Source organism: Gilliamella apicola (assembly GCF_003202915.1).
GTDB classification, from domain to species: Bacteria; Pseudomonadota; Gammaproteobacteria; order Enterobacterales; family Orbaceae; genus Gilliamella; species Gilliamella apicola_Q.
The window spans coordinates 32,753-50,827 of the sequence record NZ_QGLP01000004.1 but is presented as its reverse complement, the minus strand read 5'-3'; the positions used below and the strand labels follow the sequence as shown (position 1 = coordinate 50,827).

Sequence of the window (18,075 nt, the reverse complement as noted above, 5' to 3'; positions counted from 1 at the left end):
AACAATCTAAAAAAGCTCTGTCAAACTATGACAGAGCTTAAATAATTAACGTAAAATCGCGTTTTGATCCGCACCTTCGGCTTCAACTTTTGGTGGCATAAAGTGTTCACGTTTAACGCCCAATTTAAGTGACATATATGCAGCCACATAGATTGATGAAATCGTCCCTAACACAATCCCTACACCTAATGTTTCAGAGAAACCTTTCAACATTGAGCCACCGAAAATATATAAGATAATAACCACAGCTAAGGTTGTGCCGGATGTCATTAAAGTTCGGTGTAATGTTTGAGTTAACGAGATGTTGATAACGTCGTATGGCGATGCTCGTCGAATCTTTCTAAAATTCTCACGAATTCTATCGAACACAACAATGGTATCATTAAGCGAATAACCGATTATGGATAACATTGCAGCAATAATCGTCAAATCTAGTTCACGATTAAATAAGGATAAATATCCTGCGGTTATAACAACGTCATGTGCTAAAGCAACAACTGCACCGGTACCAAATCGCCACTCAAATCGAAAAGCGATATAAATTAGGATACAGATTAATGCTGCACAAATCGCTAATATACCATCTTGAGCTAATTCAGTACCGACTGTTGGACCAACAAATTCAATTCGTTTAATTTCAGCATTACTATCAATATTTTTATGCACTAAGTTTGAAATTTTCATCCCTAACGCATTATCAATCGCTGACGATACACTACCTTCGCTCTGGCTGGTAGTTGGTAATCGAATGATGATATCCTTACTGCTTCCATAATATTGAACTATTGGTTCATGATAGCCTTCATCACGTAAACTATTACGTAAATCATCAAGATTTATAGCTTTAGTCACAGTTAGCTCAACCGTGGTCCCGCCTGTAAAATCTTGTCCAAGATTGAATCCTTTAACAAGAATTATTACAAATGAGGCAACCACTAATAACATTGAGATGACAAAAGCAATAAAGCCAAATTTTAAAAAGTCGAGCACTCTTCGTCCATGATTTAATTCTCTAACATCATGGTTTTCTTTTTGATTAACAATCACAATAAACCTCTAAATTGATAACTTATTGACGCGACGACCACCATAAATAAGATTGGCCAATGCTCGAGTTCCTACGATCGAGGTAAACATCGATGTTACAATACCGATACCTAAGGTAATAGCAAAACCTTTAATTGAGCCTGTACCTACTGCATAAAGGATTACTGCTGTGATCAATGTCGTAATGTTGGCATCAAAAATACTACTCCAAGCACCCGCATAACCTTCGTTAATTGCATGTTGGACACCTCGCCCATTACTTAGCTCTTCTTTTATCCGCTCATTAATCAATACATTAGCATCTACCGCCATACCCACGGTTAGAACTATACCGGCAATACCTGGCATACTTAATGTTGCACCTGGTAATAATGACATAGCGCCAACAATTAAAATTAAGTTTGCAACTAATGCAAGACTAGCAAATACACCAAACAGGCGATATACCACTAACATAAAGATGACAGAAATTAATAATCCCCATACACAAGATTCTAAACCTTGAGTGATATTTTCTTGTCCCATTGAAGGTCCGACTGTACGTTCTTCAATTATTTGAATTGGCGCAATCAACGCACCGGCTCTTAGTAATAAAGATAAATTTCTAGCTTCATCAATACTACTTATACCTGTTACTTGGAATCGGTCACTAAAAATACCTTGGATGGTTGCGACGTTAATTACTCTCTCTTGTTTTTCAAGAATAGGTTTATCATTTTCATCACGTTTTCCGGTATCTTTATACTCAACAAAAAGTGTTGCCATTGCTTTTTTCAGATTTTTCTGAGTAAAATCAAGCATGGTTTTACCACCAGCACTATCAAGTGTAATTGAAACTTCTGGTTGGCTATATTCATTTACTCTAAATGAAGAGTCGGTAATATGATCACCCGTTAATACTACTCGTTTATAAAGTAAAACTGGGCGGCCGTTTTCCATATATTTTAATTCAGAACCATACGGAACACGCATATTGCCATTTATAATTGCGGCTAAGTTAATTGAACTGTCATCATTAACTTGTCTGAATTCAAGGGTTGCTGTTGCTCCTAGGATACGTTTGGCTAATGCAGTATCTTGAATACCCGGTAACTCAACGACAATTCGATCAGAACCTTGGCGTTGAACAATGGGTTCCGCGACGCCTAGCTGATTAACACGATTACGTAAGATTGTGGTATTTTGTTGTACTGCATCGCTTTTTGTTTGTTGCAATCTTTGTTGACTAACACTAATAACAATGCTGTTTTCATTTTGAGATGTCAATTCATAATCTTGCAATCCATTGATTTTAGTAATAGCTTTATTACGATCTTCGACATTATCAAATTGCATTATTATTTGTTGATTTGCATTTTTGCTCAGTGTTTTGTAATTAAGATTATTTTTATTAAACTCAGCTTTTAAATTTTCAATCGACTGTTCTGTTAATTTACTTAATGCAGTCGTCATATCCACTTCCATTAAGAAGTGAACACCACCGCGCAAATCGAGCCCCAATTTCATTGGTTCAGCGCCAATCATAGTCAACCATGATGGTGTTGCTGGTGCTAGATTTAGTGCAACAGTATAATCTTCACCTAATTCTTGTGATATTAACTCTTTAGCTTTAAGCTGTGTATCATTATCACTTAATCGAATTAAAATAGATTTATTTTCATAAACAAGCGATTTAGGTTCAATTTGATTGTTTACCAAAAGCTGTTTGACTTTATCTTGCGTAGCAACATCAATTTCGGTACTGTTTGAACCTGAAATTTGTATAGCGGGATCTTCACCATAAATATTTGGAAGGGCATAAAGTAGGCCGACGCAGATTACGACGACCAACATAATGTACTTCCACAAAGGATAGCGATTTAGCACGACATATTCTCTTGTGGGATTAGATAATTAATACAATGAACTATAATAAAAATTTATTATAGAGATTTCATTGTTCCTTTTGGTAAAACTGATGTGATAAAGTCACGTTTGATAACCACTTCGGTTGTATCATTTAACTCTAACACAATATAACCATTTTCATTAACTTTTGATACGCGACCAATCAGTCCACCATTAGTTAATACTTCATCACCTTTTGAAATAGCCGCCATTAACTCTCGATGAGCTTTAGCGCGTTTTTGTTGTGGGCGCATAATCATAAAATAGAAAAATAACCCAAATACAACTAACATAATAGGTAAGAAATAAGGGTTTGTTTCAGCTGCTGCACCATCTGCTGCATATGCATTAGAAATAAAAAAGTCCATATTGGTCCTCTTAATTTTTATAAAAATATCAAAGTGTAAAATTATAACACAATAAATAAATCGATTATTAACTATTTCTTGCCGATATCGTTTAGGTCAATCACGATAAAGCCCAAAAACAATTAAGTCGTTAAATATTGAGCCGTACTAACTAAATTAAATAACCATTTAGGATAAACACCACATACAATAGTTAAAACTGCCGCAAGAACAATTAGCAGTTCACTCACTTTTATATCTTGCCATTTTAATCGGTTATTTGAATTATAATTTGACTGTTCATCTTGATTTGGTCTGATATACAAATTCAGAATAAGCCTTGCATAAAAATAGAGTCCTATTGCACTACCAATAACTACAGCCGCAATTAACCACCATAATTCAGCCGTTACCCCCAATAAGATCAAAAGGAAACGCCCAACAAACCCTGCGGTAAGTGGAACGCCAGCTAAAGAGAGAAAACCGATCCCCATGGTTAATGCTAGAACAGGCCGACGCCAAAATAAGCCCGAAAGATCAATTTCATTTTCATGATCCTGTAACTCATTGGAATGAGATTCTAAACTAATAACACCTAAAATACAGATGTTGGCAAGAATGTATCCAATTATATAAACACCAATGGTTTCTAAAGCAAGCACTTGATATTGCACGGCAATTAAAGCAATCAATAAATAACCAAAATGAGCTATGGAAGAGTAAGCTAACAACCGCTTTAAGCTGCGTTGCATTAAAGCCGATAAATTTCCCCATAGTATTGAACAAAATGCCATACTAACCAAAATAATACGGATTGTTTCATTATTAACAATCGGTGCAAGTAAGAATAATCTTGCCATAGCACAAAATAGTGCTACCTTCCCTACCGTTGACAATAATAGCGCCACAATGGTCGGTGACCCTTGATAAACATCAGGTAGCCAAAGTTGAAAAGGTACCAGTGAAAGTTTAAATCCAATTCCAACTAATATTAAACAAATTCCAATTAATAATAATATACTTGGATAAGACATTGTTGATAGTTGGTAACTTAAACCACTAAATGTCAGTTCACCGGTGGCGGCATAATAAAAAGCAATCCCCATTAATAAAAACGAACTGGCGATTGCGGATAAAATCATATATTTGATGGCGGCTTCTAATGCATGGGTTTGCATATACTGATAACCGATCAATCCAACAAATGGAATCGAGAGCATTTCAATACCAAGACAGAATGACATTAAATGGCTAGCATAAACTAGGGTTATACCACCTAATGCCATAAACAGTAAAATCACATAAAATAAACCGTGTTCAACCTTTTCCTGAATAAACCATTGATAAGCCAACGAAGCAACCACAATTGCAATAATTAAAATTAAGCTGGTATACAGTAATCCATAGCCATCGCAAGTAAATAGTGCGGTAACTTGATGAGCGCGCCACTTACTTTGCGCATTATCATCAATATTTTGAAGAGGACCAACAAAATCATCACTTTCTTGATCAATTGGCTCTGAAATTTGCTCATCTTGAGTAGACGAAGTTTCTTTTTCCGTTGGCACTGCATCAACAGCAATGGTCTGCTCATTTGTTAAGTCAGTATCAGTTGTATTTTGCGATTTTGTATCTTGTGACTTATCCACTGATATTTGCATATTATCGCTGCTAATATCGGTTATTGCTGGGGTATTATAGGAAATTAATATTCCTAAAATAGAAGAACAAATTAACGCACAGATTAAACCTGATGTTGCTAAAATAGCACATTTTTTGGTTTCTAATTTATAAACAAACAGTGCTATGAGCAAAACAATTATGGCAAAGCTCAATATGAATATTGGCAATAAAGCGATCATAGGTTATTACTCTCCCACTCGTTCTGCTGTTATGTACTGTATCGTTTGATTGACGGTAGAATAAGAGATATCTAACACCACCTTAGGATATAGCCCGATAAAGATAAGGACAATCAATACACTCGATAATAAAAGAATATCTTTTTTACTTATAAACTGTTTGGCCACTTCACCGTTATCCACTGCGCCATAAAAAATAGGTTGCATGCGCATAATTAAAGAAATTGATAGTAATAACAAGCCGATTACTAGTAATACTGTATAATAAGGAGATGAGGTAAAACTACCTAATAACATCATATAATTACCGACAAAATTAGCTGTACCTGGTATGCCTAACACAGCCAACATAAAAAATAGGGTAAAAGAAGACAAATATCTTACTCTTTCTTTTAATCCAATAAATTGGTTGATATTTCGGGTTAAGTAACATTCAACCAATAGTCCACTGATCATGAACATGCCTACAATAGCTAAAGTTATTGCTATCATTTGAATAACAACACCTTGAAACGCTATCACTGTTCCACTATAGATAATTGCAGTAACAAATCCCATTAAAGCGATATGAATATAAGCAATTAATTTTTTAATATCAGTTTGATTGAATGCGAGTAGAGCTGCATAAAAAACAGTAAACATCGCCACTGTTGAAATAACTGGCATAATGGCTAAAGATGCGTTCGGGAAAAGTGGTATCACAAAACGCAATAAACCAAATGTAGCAGTATTGAGCAATAAACCACTTATCATTATTGAACCACTTGTTGAAGATTCAATATGCGCCTCAATAAACCAATTATGAAATGGAACTAACGGAATACGTATAATAAAAGCCGCTAAAAATCCTAACATTAATAAAAATTCGGTATTAGTTGAAATTGGTGTCTTAGTTAAAATTTGATAATCAAAAGTCCACTGGGCGGTCAAATTCCAATTTATTAATGCCAATGAAACAATGGATATAAGCATCAATAAGCTACTTATTTGGGTATATATTAAAAATTTATTAGCTCCATTGAAGCGTAATTGAGAATTTAAATCTCGCCTTCCCCACAAAGAGATTAAGAAATAAATTGGAATGGCTACCGCTTCCCAAAAGAAAAACATTAAAAAGAGATCAGTAATGACAAATAACATCATAATGGCGGATGTCATAAATAATATACATAAATAAAATAGTCCAACATTACTGAGGTTTTCTTTACTTGAATTAACAATCACTAACAGTACAATAAATAGTGTTGAAGTAATAATAACTAGCGATAACCCATCTAAAACCAGATGAAAATGAATACCAAGTAATGGAATCCAGTCAATATTAACTTCTTTATTCCAACTTGAATTTGGTTCTACATTGATTGCATTTGTCCATAAAATTATTGCTAAAATTAATGTGATTAATATGGTCGTGAAAGCAACCATCATTGGTAAACATTGCCAACGCAATTGTCCATTAGTTGCAGCTATATTCCTTTGTAAGAATACATTACATAGCCAACCAATAAATCCGCCAATTACAGGTAAGAAGACAAGCCATAACAACATGAAAGTTCACACCTTTATTAAATAAAAATTAATAACATTAATATGATAATGCTACCTATTACCATCGAAACCAGATACCATCTTATTTGTCCATTTTCTAGACTAACAATATATGAGTTTATTTTCTTGATTCCCCACATTACCCAATTATCCCATATGGCAAATGGGTCTTTTTTCAACCAATTAGCTAAATAGATATACGGTTTTACAAAAACATTATTTAAGACAAAATCAAACCGCCAATTGGTTTTACATAGTTTTACTAAACTTTTAACCATCGGAGTATTAAGTATTTCATGGACTTCACTATTAGGGTACGCATAAAAAATGTAGGCAATGACTAAACTTAATAAGGTCACCGCACCTAACAGGAGTCGGAATGGTAATTGCCCTTGGGTATCAAGAGTTGCAATCGGAAGAATCCCTTGAGTTGGCACAGGGTAATATATAAACAATGCAGTGGTAAAAATCAGTAAGATAAAAATCGGTAAATAATTTATCTTTTTAATTTTAACAAATTGATTCTTCTTATTCGGCTTATGATGGAAAACTGAAAAGATTAAACGCCAAATACTTAAGCTAGATAATAATATACCTAATAAACTAATGGTACCTACCAGTAAATTACCTTGTGACATTAATCCTAGAATAATATCGCCTTTGATATAAAATGATGAAGAAATCAAAGGGAAAGCGCTAAGAGAAAGCATGATAATTAAAAAGATAATATACAATATTGGGGTAGATTTTAATAAGCCGCCAAGTTTGCTAATATCACGTTCGCCGCGACATTGTTTTACTAAAATTGCCGTAGCAAGGATCAACAATGTACTGGTTACTGAATAATTAATCAAACAATTTAATGACAAGCTCCAGTTTTGAGTTGAAAATGCATAAAATAGATAACTAATTTGAGTTAAATTGATATAAGTTACAATTCGTTTTATATCATTTTGAACTAAAGCAATACTACTAGCAAATATAACTGTTAATGAAGCGAATAAAAGCATGATATAGAGAGTATCGCTAGACATCATAAACAGATTGCTCAGTCTTAAAACGAGATAAACTCCCGCCAAAATAACCGTCGAAGATTGTAATAGTGCAACAGCTGGCATTGGCGCTAATGTTGTTTCTGTAAACCAAGTATGCATAGGAAAAAGGGCTGATTTACTCATAGCACCGAGGAACAACATAATGGTGATCCAAAAGATAATATCTGAATCGATAGCCAAATCATTTTGCGCTTTGATTAGCATAGTGCTGATTTTTAAGGTTTCTAAAGTTTGATAAAGTAAGAATATACCAATGATTAGAAAAATATCGGTTAAATGCATCATGACGAATGCTTTAACCGCAGCATAACTATTACGCGCTTGCTTATAGTAGATACCAATAAGTAAGTAAGTACTTATACTTACTCCTTCCCAACCAAGCAACATCACAAATAAATTATCAACCAACACAACGGTTAACATGCTGGTTATCAGTAAGTTACTATAGGCATAAAAATTATAAATATCTTCCTTTGATTTTAGATAACAAGCAGCAAAAAAATAAATCAATAATCCAAAGAAAGAAATCAACACTAAAAATGTTAACGATAAACCATCCAATGTTAAAGAAAACGGAACTTCTAAATCCCCGACAGAAAACCAAGTCCATAAATTTCTCGTATAAACCAAAGTCATATCAGGAACAGTATTGGTAATAAAATCAACACAAGAAAACATGGTTATTAAACCGATAACAAAGATAGTACAAATTCCGATTAACATAACATTAATCGATCGCATTTGTCGTCCAAAACAAACCAATATCAGAAAAGATAGCAATGGAACAATGATAGTTAAATAAAGTAAATTCATCCTTTCATTTCACTCAATGAATCAATATTAAAGTTTTTACGGCGATAAATTAATTTGACAAGTAAAGTGAGTCCAACAACTATTTGAGCTAAAACGGTAGTTACCGCTAAGATAGCAAGGACTTCTCCATCTGATTGTTGCCAATAACTACTCGCGACAAAAAGAGCCGTTATTGCACCATTATTCATGATGACAAGACTTAACAATAAAAAATAGAGGTTTCGTCTAATCATTACCCCTAGAAGTCCGATGACAAACAAGATAGAAGCAACAATTAGTCCATACATAAGTGGTATCACATTATTTCTCCGAAAACATTCGATGTATAAAATAATAAGCTATAACTGCAGCACCTAATAATAAAAATACCGCTAACTCAATCATCAAAACATAAGCATATATCGACATTTGGTGCATTAATTCATGTGATTGCTTAAATTGCGAATAGTCAGTACCCACTACACCATAAATAAGAATAACTAACAATATAAACGCTAAGACTAGTGGTCCCAACCAAATTTTAGGACTAATACCATGTTTATTGGTTTCAACACTGTCTTTATGAATTTTTAGCAAAATAGAGACAGCTAAAAAAAGAAGTATTACACCACATATAAAAAAGAGGATATACAAAACAGCTGAAATATAAGTTTTAAGTAGAATAAATATCAATGCTGATGCAAAGAGTGAAATAGCAAGATATAAAATTGCCTTTTCTACTCGTCTACAAAAAATCACTATTATACTAGCAACAACAGCAATTATCGATGCAATATAAAAAACAACGATCATTAAATAATCCAATATTTATTTCATATTCTAATAGTATATACCCAATCGCCGATAATATACAGTTTACTAACGTTGTGTTAATACAAAAAATTCTCTCTAAATGAATTATTAACTTTGCATAGTAACCAGAGTGGTATCTTTAGCCAATATAATAAAAACAGTAGAAATTAAAAAAACTATAAAATTTTATTATTTAAATTCAATACAACATTGTTATAAAGTATATATCCTGTGCAATTAACCTATATTTATACCTTCTTCTTTAAATTGTCATTTTGAGGAAAGCAGCTTAAAGGCACTTAGGCAAAATATTAACAAGTAGAGAATAGAATGAATAATCAATACTCATCCATGCGAAGCAACGTCAATATGTTAGGAACCCTATTAGGCGATGCGATTAAACGCGCAACAGGTAATGAAACATTCGATTTAGTCGAAAAAATCCGTCAATTATCCAAATCCGCGCAACAAGGAAATAAGCAAGCACATAATGAATTGCTTAAGTTAATTGAAAATCTTAATAACCAAGATTTACTTCATGTTGCACGTGCGTTTAATCAGTTTTTAAATTTAGTTAATACTGCTGCCGAGTATTATGGAATTTCTCCACATGGCGAGGCATCTAGTAGCCCCAAAAAGATGACCGAACTATTTAAATCCCTAAAAAATTTAAATTTCGCGCCTCAAAAAATTAAACAAGCGATTGATAATTTATCTATTGAGTTAGTGCTTACTGCGCATCCAACAGAAATTAATCGCCGTACGATGATTAATACTTACACAGCAATTAATAGTTGTTTGTCACAACTTGACCATAATGATTTAGCTGATTATGAAAAAGAGCGAATTATGCGTCGATTAAAACAACTTGTTTGCCAAGCATGGTACACCGACGAAATTCGTAAAAAACGTCCTACTCCTCTTGATGAAGCTAAATGGGGATTCTCGGTGATTGAAGATAGTTTATGGGAAGGTGTACCATTATTCTTACGTGAGTTTAATGATCAATTAGTCGATGCGTTTAATGAAGAGCTATCCGTTGAACATGTTCCCATTAAATTTACCTCATGGATGGGGGGAGATCGCGATGGTAACCCCAATGTAACGGCAAAAGTTACCGCAAGAGTGATGTTGCAAGCTAGGTTAAAAGCAATAGAGCTATTTTTAGCTGATATTCAAATCTTAGTTCGCGAATTATCAATGACAGAGTGTAGCTCATCAGTTATTGATTTATTAGATGAACAAAATAAAGCTGCATCAGAGCCTTATCGAGCGGTAATGAAACAGTTGCGTTCTCGCTTGGCTAAAACCCATAGCTATATTGTAGCACTATTGAATAATGAACAAGTTTTAGCGCCTAACGATCTTTTAATAAAAAATGAACAATTATGGACACCGCTCTATACTTGTTATGAATCGTTGATTGAGAATGGAATGTCAACTATTGCTCATGGGCCGTTATTAGATACATTAAGACGAATTAAAAGTTTTGGATTGCAATTAGTTAGATTAGATATCCGTCAAGATAGTTCGGTTCACACTGAAGCATTAGATGCCTTAACCAAGGAACTTAACTTAGGTAGTTATGCTTCCTGGTCAGAAGAAGAAAAACAACAGTTTTTATTAACTGAATTACAATCTAATCGACCTTTACTGCCCTATAATTGGCAACCAGATGAAATGGTTCAAGAAGTCCTTGATACTTGCCGTGTTATCAAAAAGGCCGGTGAAGAATCGATTGCATCTTATGTCATTTCGATGGCCAAAGCCCCTTCTGATATTTTAGCGGTTTACTTACTTTTAAAAATTGTTGATTGCCAAAAAGATATTCCTGTTGCGCCTTTATTTGAAACCTTAGAAGATTTAAATAATGCAAAATCTGTTATGCAAAAACTTTTAGATATTCCTTGGTATCGAGAAAAGATTAATGGTAAACAGATGGTTATGATTGGTTATTCGGATTCAGCAAAAGACGCCGGAACCCTTGCTGCATCTTGGGCACAGTATCGTTCACAGGAAGAATTAGTTAATTTGTTTGAACAATATAATATTAACTTGGTGTTATTCCATGGTCGTGGCGGTTCAATCGGACGAGGTGGAGCACCGGCTCACGCAGCTTTACTATCACAACCACCTGGATCATTAAAAGGAGGGTTACGTGTTACAGAACAAGGCGAGATGATTCGATTCAAACTCGGATTACCAGAAGTTGCACTGAGTAGTTTGATGCTTTATGCTTCAGCTATTTTACAAGCCAATTTACTACCACCGCCTGAACCTAAACAGGTTTGGCGAGATATTATGGATGAAATGTCTGATTATTCATGCCAATGTTATCGTAGTTATATACGAGAAAAGGCTGAATTCGTTGATTATTTTCGTGCCGTTACCCCAGAAACCGAGCTTGGTAGACTTCCATTAGGTTCCCGACCGCAAAAACGTCGAACTGGTGGTGGAATAGAGAGTTTACGAGCAATTCCATGGATTTTTGCTTGGACACAAAATCGCTTAATGGTTCCTTCATGGCTTGGGGCTGGAAGTGCACTTAGACTAGTTATCAATGAGGGGAAAAAAGAGCAACTTAGGGATATGTATCATAATTGGCCATTTTTTAATGCTCGTTTAGGAATGTTAGAAATGGTTTACGCTAAAGCGGCGCCCAATATTCATGAATACTATGAACAAAGATTGGTTTCTCCAACATTATGGCCATTAGGTGAGGAATTACGAAATTTATTAACTAATGATATCAATACGGTACTAACTATTACAGATGATATCAGCTTGATGGCGGACCTTCCTTGGATTGCAGAATCAGTAGCTTTACGAAATACTTATATTGAACCACTGAATTTATTACAAGCAGAATTATTAAGTCGTTCGCGTCAAAATACTGATGATGATGAAAATACCATAGTTGAACAAGGATTAATGATAACCATATCTGGTATTGCAGCTGGAATGAGAAATTCAGGATAATAAAAAAGGGCTTATTCGCCCTTTTCATTTTGTTGAGAAAGCTCTTTTAAATAGGCCTGCGCATCCTCATCACCTTGCTGGCTGGCTTGAGTAAACCAATAAATCGCTAGGTTATTATTTTGTTTAACGCCTTCGCCTTCAAGATATTTAACCGCTAGATTATATTGCGCATCAACATTTCCTTGTTGAGCTGCTTTAGTATACCATTCTATTGCTTTTGATATATCTTTAGGCACACCACCACCAACATCATACATAACTGCTATGTTATATTGAGCATCAGCATTACCACCTTCTGCTGCTTTATTAAACCAATAGGCAGCTTGAGAGTTATCTGGTTTTGTTCCTGTACCTGTTGCATACATAATGCCTAAATTATACATTGCTAGCACATAGCCACGTTGTGCAGCTTGAGTGTAAAAATAAACAGCTGCAACACTATCTTGCGTTAAACCATCACCTTCTTGAGACATTAATCCTAGATAATATTGTGCCTCTGGATTATTGTCTCTTGCTGCTTTACTAAACCAATCTGCCGCTAGCATACGATCTTTTTCAACGCCATCCCCAAAAAAGTACATTATGCCTAGATTCAAATAAGCATTATAAATACCTTGATCACCGGCTTGGGTAAAATAATCAATCGCAGCTGGCGTATTTTTTTTTACACCTTCACCATTTTTATACATCAAAGCTAAATTATATTTAGCTAAAGCATAATTTTGATCGGCAGCTAATTTAAAAAATCTGAATGCTTGCGATAAATCAGCTTTAGTTCCTAAACCATTTTGATACATAAATGCTAAATTATTCTGAGCTTTATCTAAACCTTGTTCGGCGGCTTTTCTGAACCAAAAGAATGCTCTTTGATCATTGACTTCAATACCTAATCCTTGTTTATAAATTGTTGCTAACGTGTATTGAGACTGCATATCGCCTTTTTCAGCAGAAAGTAGCAAAGAAGGGATTAACGAACTAGGATCACTTACTTTTAATTCGGTATTTGGTTGTGTTTTATCTTCACTTGCCATTGCTCCACAAGAGACAGATAACATCAACAACAATATAATTTGAAGTTTTTTCATAATTGTTTAAACGCCATAGTATTAACAATAATTATACATAATTGATTAAAAAGGGAATAGTTTTGTTTTTCAAAATTCACTTTTTTTCATTATTTAATTGAAAATTAATGTTTTTATGCATTGCCAATATATTTAAATCGTTAAGTTAGGCTCATGGTAATCTATGGTAATCCACCGTTTAATTAAGCGGATTACAAACCAAGTTGATTCCAAATTTCATCGACATGGGCTACCACTTTTTCATCTTTAGCAATAATCTTTCCCCATTCTCGATTTGTTTCACCCTGCCACTTATTTGTGGCATCCAATCCCATTTTAGACCCTAAACCAGACACTGGCGAAGCGAAGTCTAGATAATCAATTGGAGTATTATCAACAAATATCGTATCTCTATGTGGATCCATTCTTGTCGAAACAGCCCACATAACATCTTTCCAATCCCTTGCATTAATATCATCATCACAAACGATAATAAATTTAGTATACATAAATTGTCTTAAATAGGACCATACTCCCATCATGACTCTTTTTGCATGTCCTGGATATTGTTTTTTGATTGTGACAATAGCAATCCGGTATGAACATCCCTCTGGTGGGAGATAAAAATCCACAATCTCAGGAAATTGTTTTTGCAAAATTGGAATAAACACTTCATTTAATGCAAGTCCCATGACTGCTGGTTCATCTGGTGGCCGACCAGTATAAGTGGAATGATAAATAGCATCTTTGCGTCTAGTTAAATGAGTCACCGTGAACACTGCAAATTTTTCAACTTCATTATAGTAACCAGTATGATCACCATAAGGGCCTTCAACAGCTAGTTCGTTGGGATCGATATAACCTTCGAGAATAATTTCAGCTGTCGTTGGCACTTCTAATTCATTTGATAATGATTTAATAACTTCAGTTCGACTGTTTCGTAACAATCCTGCAAAAGCGTATTCTGATAACGTATCCGGTATCGGAGTAACTGCACTTAATATAGTAGCAGGATCTGCGCCAATTGCGATACTAACCTGAAAATTTTCATTTGGATGTGCTTGTTGCCATTCAGCAAAATCAAGCGCCCCACCGCGATGTGACAACCACCGCATAATTAATTTATTTTTACCTAATAGTTGTAAGCGGTAAACACCGATATTCTGACGATCTTTATACGGCCCCTTAGTGATAGTTAAGCCCCAAGTTAATAGTGGAGCTACATCTCCTGGCCAGCAATGCATAATAGGTAATTGTCTTAAATCGACCTCATCATCTTTAAAAATTAATTCCTGACAAGGTGCTGAAGACCGACGTTTTACCGGCATATTGAGAACTTGTTTATATTTAGGCAGAACATTAAAAAATTGTCGAATACCTTTAGGTGGTTCAGGCTCTCGTAAAAAAGCGAGTAATTCGCCAATTTCTCGCAACTCTGTGGTTTCTTCTCGCCCCATAGCCATAGCGACTCGTTTAGCCGTACCGAAAAGATTACACAGTACAGGAATGTCATAACCTATAGGGTTTTCAAATAATAATGCTGGACCTTGTGAACGTAAGACTCTATCAGCTATTTCGGTCATTTCAAGATAAGGGTTAACTGGATAAGTAATACGTTTTAATTCTCCATGCTGTTCAAGATAATCTAAAAATTCGCGAAAATCTGAAAAGTTCATTTATTAACACTCTCTATTACTTATTTACCGTTTCTTAAATAAACATAAAGGTAATTTTTAATCCCCTAGACAATTATTTCTACGATACACCAGTTAGTCTTCATCAAAATTTTCACTATAAATAGGTGTTTGTTTATTTTGATTACACTCAACAATGCTAGGTAATAAATCTTCAAATTGGTCTCGATCGATTTCAATAAAATTATCAGTATCTACCTGATAAAAAAGATATTGATGCGTCTGGTCATCGAATTGGAAAGAAGATAACCAGTAATTTCGATCATCACTATTTTCATTAGCAAATATTTTAATGATGCTACTTTCACGCTTTTCTGGTTGATTATGTAATATATGTTCAATAATTTTTTCGGCTATTTGTGAATCATATTCATCAAAAATGACATATTCACCTTCGTTAGCTTTACATTTATTGATATTAATGTCAGCATGACTATTTGATACGAAAAAAAATAGACTAGATAACAAAATAAAATAATGGTTAAGTTTCATTTTAAATTCCTCAAATTAAATCCATCAATTGAATCAATTTTACTTATTGCCTCACAATTATTTGGCGATAAAGTAATATTGGCGGCATTTTTTATAGTTAACCATTGATAAGATAAATGTTCAGTAAGTACAGGTATTATTTCATCATTAAGAGGTAAATAAAACCAATGTTCTTTATTTATCTTTACTTCTGGTGCATATCGATATCGAAACTGAGGAAAAATTTCAAACTCAACTACATGTTTTACATCAATTAATTTAAGATTTTTTCCATTAATATCTATACCGGTTTCTTCAAAAACTTCACGAATTGCCGTATCTATAGGTGATTCATTATCTTCCATACTACCTGTAACTGATTGCCAAAAATTAGGCTCATCCTTACGCTGCAACATAAGAACACGCAAAGTCCGTTTACAATAAATAACAACTAATACTGACTCTGGGTTCTTATATTTTTGCATATAAATACCGTTACTTTTCGCTTACTTCAATGCCTAATTCCATTAAAGCAGCAGGATTTGCGGGACTAGGTGCATCGGTTAATAGACATGTTGCAGCAGTTGTTTTCGGAAAGGCAATAACATCACGAATATTGTCCGTTCCTGTTAATAGCATAGTTAATCTATCTAAACCAAAAGCTAAACCAGCATGTGGTGGCGTACCATATTTTAATGCATCAAGCAGGAAGCCAAATTTTTCACGCTGATCATGTTCATTTATGCCTAAAATTGAAAAGACAGCTTGCTGCATTTCGCTACGATGAATACGTACAGAGCCACCACCAACTTCATAACCATTGATTACCATATCATAAGCATTTGCTACTGCATTTTCAGGATTAGTCATCAATTGCTCTGGCGTGAAATCTTTTGGAGAGGTGAACGGATGGTGCATAGCACTTAAACCTTCATCTGTTTCTTCAAACATAGGGAAATCAACGACCCAAAGTACCGCCCATTTGTTTTCATCTGTGAGACCTAAATCCTTGCCAACTTTCAAACGTAATGCACCTAATGCATCACTAACAACTTTATAGCTATCAGCACCAAATAATAAAATATCACCATCTTTCGCATTAGCCCGGTTTAGCAACGCTTCCATTTGCGATTTATTAAAGAATTTAGAGATTGGACTTTGTACACCTTCTAAACCTTTACTGCGTTCATTGACTTTGATCCAAGCCATACCTTTTGCACCATAAACAGAAATAAACTGCGTATATTCGTCTAACTGTTTACGTGTTAATTGAGCACCATTTGGCACGCAAAGTAACGCTACTCGACCTTTTGGATCATTTGCTGGAGTTGAAAATACTTTAAAATCGACATCTTTGACCAAATCAGCCACATCGATAATTTCAAGCGGATTACGTAGATCTGGCTTATCACTACCGTAACGACGCATTGCCTCGCTAAAAGTTATAATTGGGAATTTACCTAAATCAACATTTTTAACATGCAACCAAAGTTCACTTATCATTTTTTCCATGATTTCACGCACTTGTTCGGCTGTCATAAATGAAGTTTCAACATCTATCTGTGTAAATTCTGGCTGACGATCGGCTCGTAAATCTTCATCACGAAAACATTTAACAATTTGATAATAACGATCAAAGCCAGACATCATCAGTAACTGTTTAAACAGTTGTGGAGATTGAGGGAGTGCATAAAACTCACCGTTATGAACTCGACTTGGAACAAGGTAATCACGAGCACCTTCTGGCGTCGCTTTAGTTAACATTGGGGTTTCAATATCTAAAAAGCCATTCTCATTCATAAATGAACGAACAAATGCAGTAATTTGTGCGCGAGTTTTAAAGATAGAGGTCATTTCTTGGCGGCGTAAATCTATATATCGATATTTTAACCGCTGTTCTTCACTATTATTTTGATTAAAATCGAGAGGTAATACATCACTACGATTGAAAATAGTAAGTTCCGTCGCTAAAATTTCAACTTCACCGGTTGACATATCTTTATTAATTTGACCTTCAGGTCTGGCTCTTACCTTTCCTTTAATTTGAATACAAAATTCATTACGTAACTCGCCAGCTAATTGATATGCTTGCGGATAATCAGGATCAAAAAAAACTTGCACAATTCCTTCACGATCACGCATATCAATAAAAATCATTCCGCCTAAGTCTCGGCGTTTATTAACCCATCCACATAGTGTAACTTCTTGATTAACATAACTTGCGTTTAATTGTCCGCAATAAATTGTTCTCATTAAATATATCCTGTGTACAATTGTCGAAAATAATAATTATTATAGAGCAATTTATCAGGGTATAAAGACTATGTTTTAAAATAATCACTATTTATTTTATTTATACTCGGTTTATGATAATAATTTTACCTTATATAGCTTTTTATAATTTTATTTAAATTCAATAGGATAATTATTCAAAAAGCGCATTATTTAGTTGTACTTGAAAAATGTTTGCTTTATTAACTTGTAATATCAAATATTTATTAATAAGCTTAAGTATT

At 34.3% G+C, this 18,075-nt stretch carries 14 protein-coding genes; 1 reads left to right on the top strand and 13 read right to left on the bottom strand.

Translation table 11 applies throughout. The annotated features are described in order from the left end of the window. Positions 1 to 45 precede the first annotated feature (45 nt). The 8 genes from secF to DKK79_RS01695 form a co-directional block, all read right to left on the bottom strand. Positions 46 to 1,044 carry a protein translocase subunit SecF gene (gene secF, locus DKK79_RS01730; protein WP_110423282.1) on the bottom strand — a complete coding sequence of 333 codons (999 nt, stop codon included), beginning with the start codon at positions 1,042 to 1,044 and terminating at the stop codon, positions 46 to 48. Between the two features lie 12 nt (positions 1,045 to 1,056). Next, complete coding sequence (gene secD, locus DKK79_RS01725) at positions 1,057 to 2,913, bottom strand: protein translocase subunit SecD (RefSeq protein ID WP_110422585.1); 1,857 nt, start codon at positions 2,911 to 2,913, stop codon at positions 1,057 to 1,059. Positions 2,914 to 2,969: 56 nt separating this feature from the next. Further along, a complete protein-coding gene (yajC, locus tag DKK79_RS01720; RefSeq protein ID WP_110422584.1) occupies positions 2,970 to 3,302 on the bottom strand; it encodes a preprotein translocase subunit YajC in 333 nt (110 codons plus the stop codon). Positions 3,303 to 3,424: 122 nt separating this feature from the next. Then, positions 3,425 to 5,143, bottom strand: a complete 1,719-nt coding sequence (locus DKK79_RS01715; RefSeq protein WP_110422583.1) for an NADH-quinone oxidoreductase subunit N — start codon at positions 5,141 to 5,143, stop codon at positions 3,425 to 3,427. A gap of 6 nt (positions 5,144 to 5,149) precedes the next feature. Then, positions 5,150 to 6,691, bottom strand: a complete 1,542-nt coding sequence (locus DKK79_RS01710) for a complex I subunit 4 family protein (protein ID WP_110422582.1) — start codon at positions 6,689 to 6,691, stop codon at positions 5,150 to 5,152. A 17-nt stretch (positions 6,692 to 6,708) separates the two neighbouring features. After that, positions 6,709 to 8,559, bottom strand: a complete 1,851-nt coding sequence (locus tag DKK79_RS01705; RefSeq protein ID WP_110422581.1) for an NADH-quinone oxidoreductase subunit 5 family protein — start codon at positions 8,557 to 8,559, stop codon at positions 6,709 to 6,711. Continuing rightward, positions 8,556 to 8,858, bottom strand: coding sequence for an NADH-quinone oxidoreductase subunit NuoK (gene nuoK / locus DKK79_RS01700; protein WP_034883433.1), 303 nt, complete (start codon positions 8,856 to 8,858; stop codon positions 8,556 to 8,558). Before nuoK ends, DKK79_RS01705 begins: the two co-directional genes overlap by 4 nt. Before the next feature lies 1 nt (position 8,859). Then, positions 8,860 to 9,351 (bottom strand): NADH-quinone oxidoreductase subunit J, encoded by a 492-nt coding sequence (locus tag DKK79_RS01695; RefSeq protein WP_034883434.1) that lies wholly within the window; start codon positions 9,349 to 9,351, stop codon positions 8,860 to 8,862. A 330-nt stretch (positions 9,352 to 9,681) separates the two neighbouring features. On the opposite strand from DKK79_RS01695, the gene ppc reads away from it, so the two are divergent. Continuing rightward, the gene (ppc, locus tag DKK79_RS01690; RefSeq protein ID WP_110422580.1) at positions 9,682 to 12,330 is read left to right on the top strand and encodes a phosphoenolpyruvate carboxylase; all 2,649 of its coding nucleotides are present in this window, start codon (positions 9,682 to 9,684) and stop codon (positions 12,328 to 12,330) included. A gap of 11 nt (positions 12,331 to 12,341) precedes the next feature. On the opposite strand, the gene DKK79_RS01685 is transcribed toward ppc, so the two are convergent. The 5 genes from DKK79_RS01685 to aspS form a co-directional block, all read right to left on the bottom strand. Next, entirely contained in the window at positions 12,342 to 13,415 is a 1,074-nt protein-coding gene (locus DKK79_RS01685; protein ID WP_034883438.1) for an SEL1-like repeat protein, read from the bottom strand. Positions 13,416 to 13,606: 191 nt separating this feature from the next. After that, a complete protein-coding gene (gene ubiD / locus DKK79_RS01680; RefSeq protein ID WP_110422579.1) occupies positions 13,607 to 15,070 on the bottom strand; it encodes a 4-hydroxy-3-polyprenylbenzoate decarboxylase in 1,464 nt (487 codons plus the stop codon). 93 nt (positions 15,071 to 15,163) lie between these two features. Further along, positions 15,164 to 15,580, bottom strand: a complete 417-nt coding sequence (locus DKK79_RS01675) for a hypothetical protein (protein WP_110422578.1) — start codon at positions 15,578 to 15,580, stop codon at positions 15,164 to 15,166. After that, positions 15,577 to 16,044, bottom strand: a complete 468-nt coding sequence (nudB, locus tag DKK79_RS01670) for a dihydroneopterin triphosphate diphosphatase (protein WP_034883442.1) — start codon at positions 16,042 to 16,044, stop codon at positions 15,577 to 15,579. The genes DKK79_RS01675 and nudB overlap by 4 nt, the downstream gene beginning before the upstream one ends. A 10-nt stretch (positions 16,045 to 16,054) precedes the next feature. Beyond that, positions 16,055 to 17,812 (bottom strand): aspartate--tRNA ligase, encoded by a 1,758-nt coding sequence (aspS, locus tag DKK79_RS01665; protein WP_110422577.1) that lies wholly within the window; start codon positions 17,810 to 17,812, stop codon positions 16,055 to 16,057. Positions 17,813 to 18,075 lie beyond the last annotated feature (263 nt).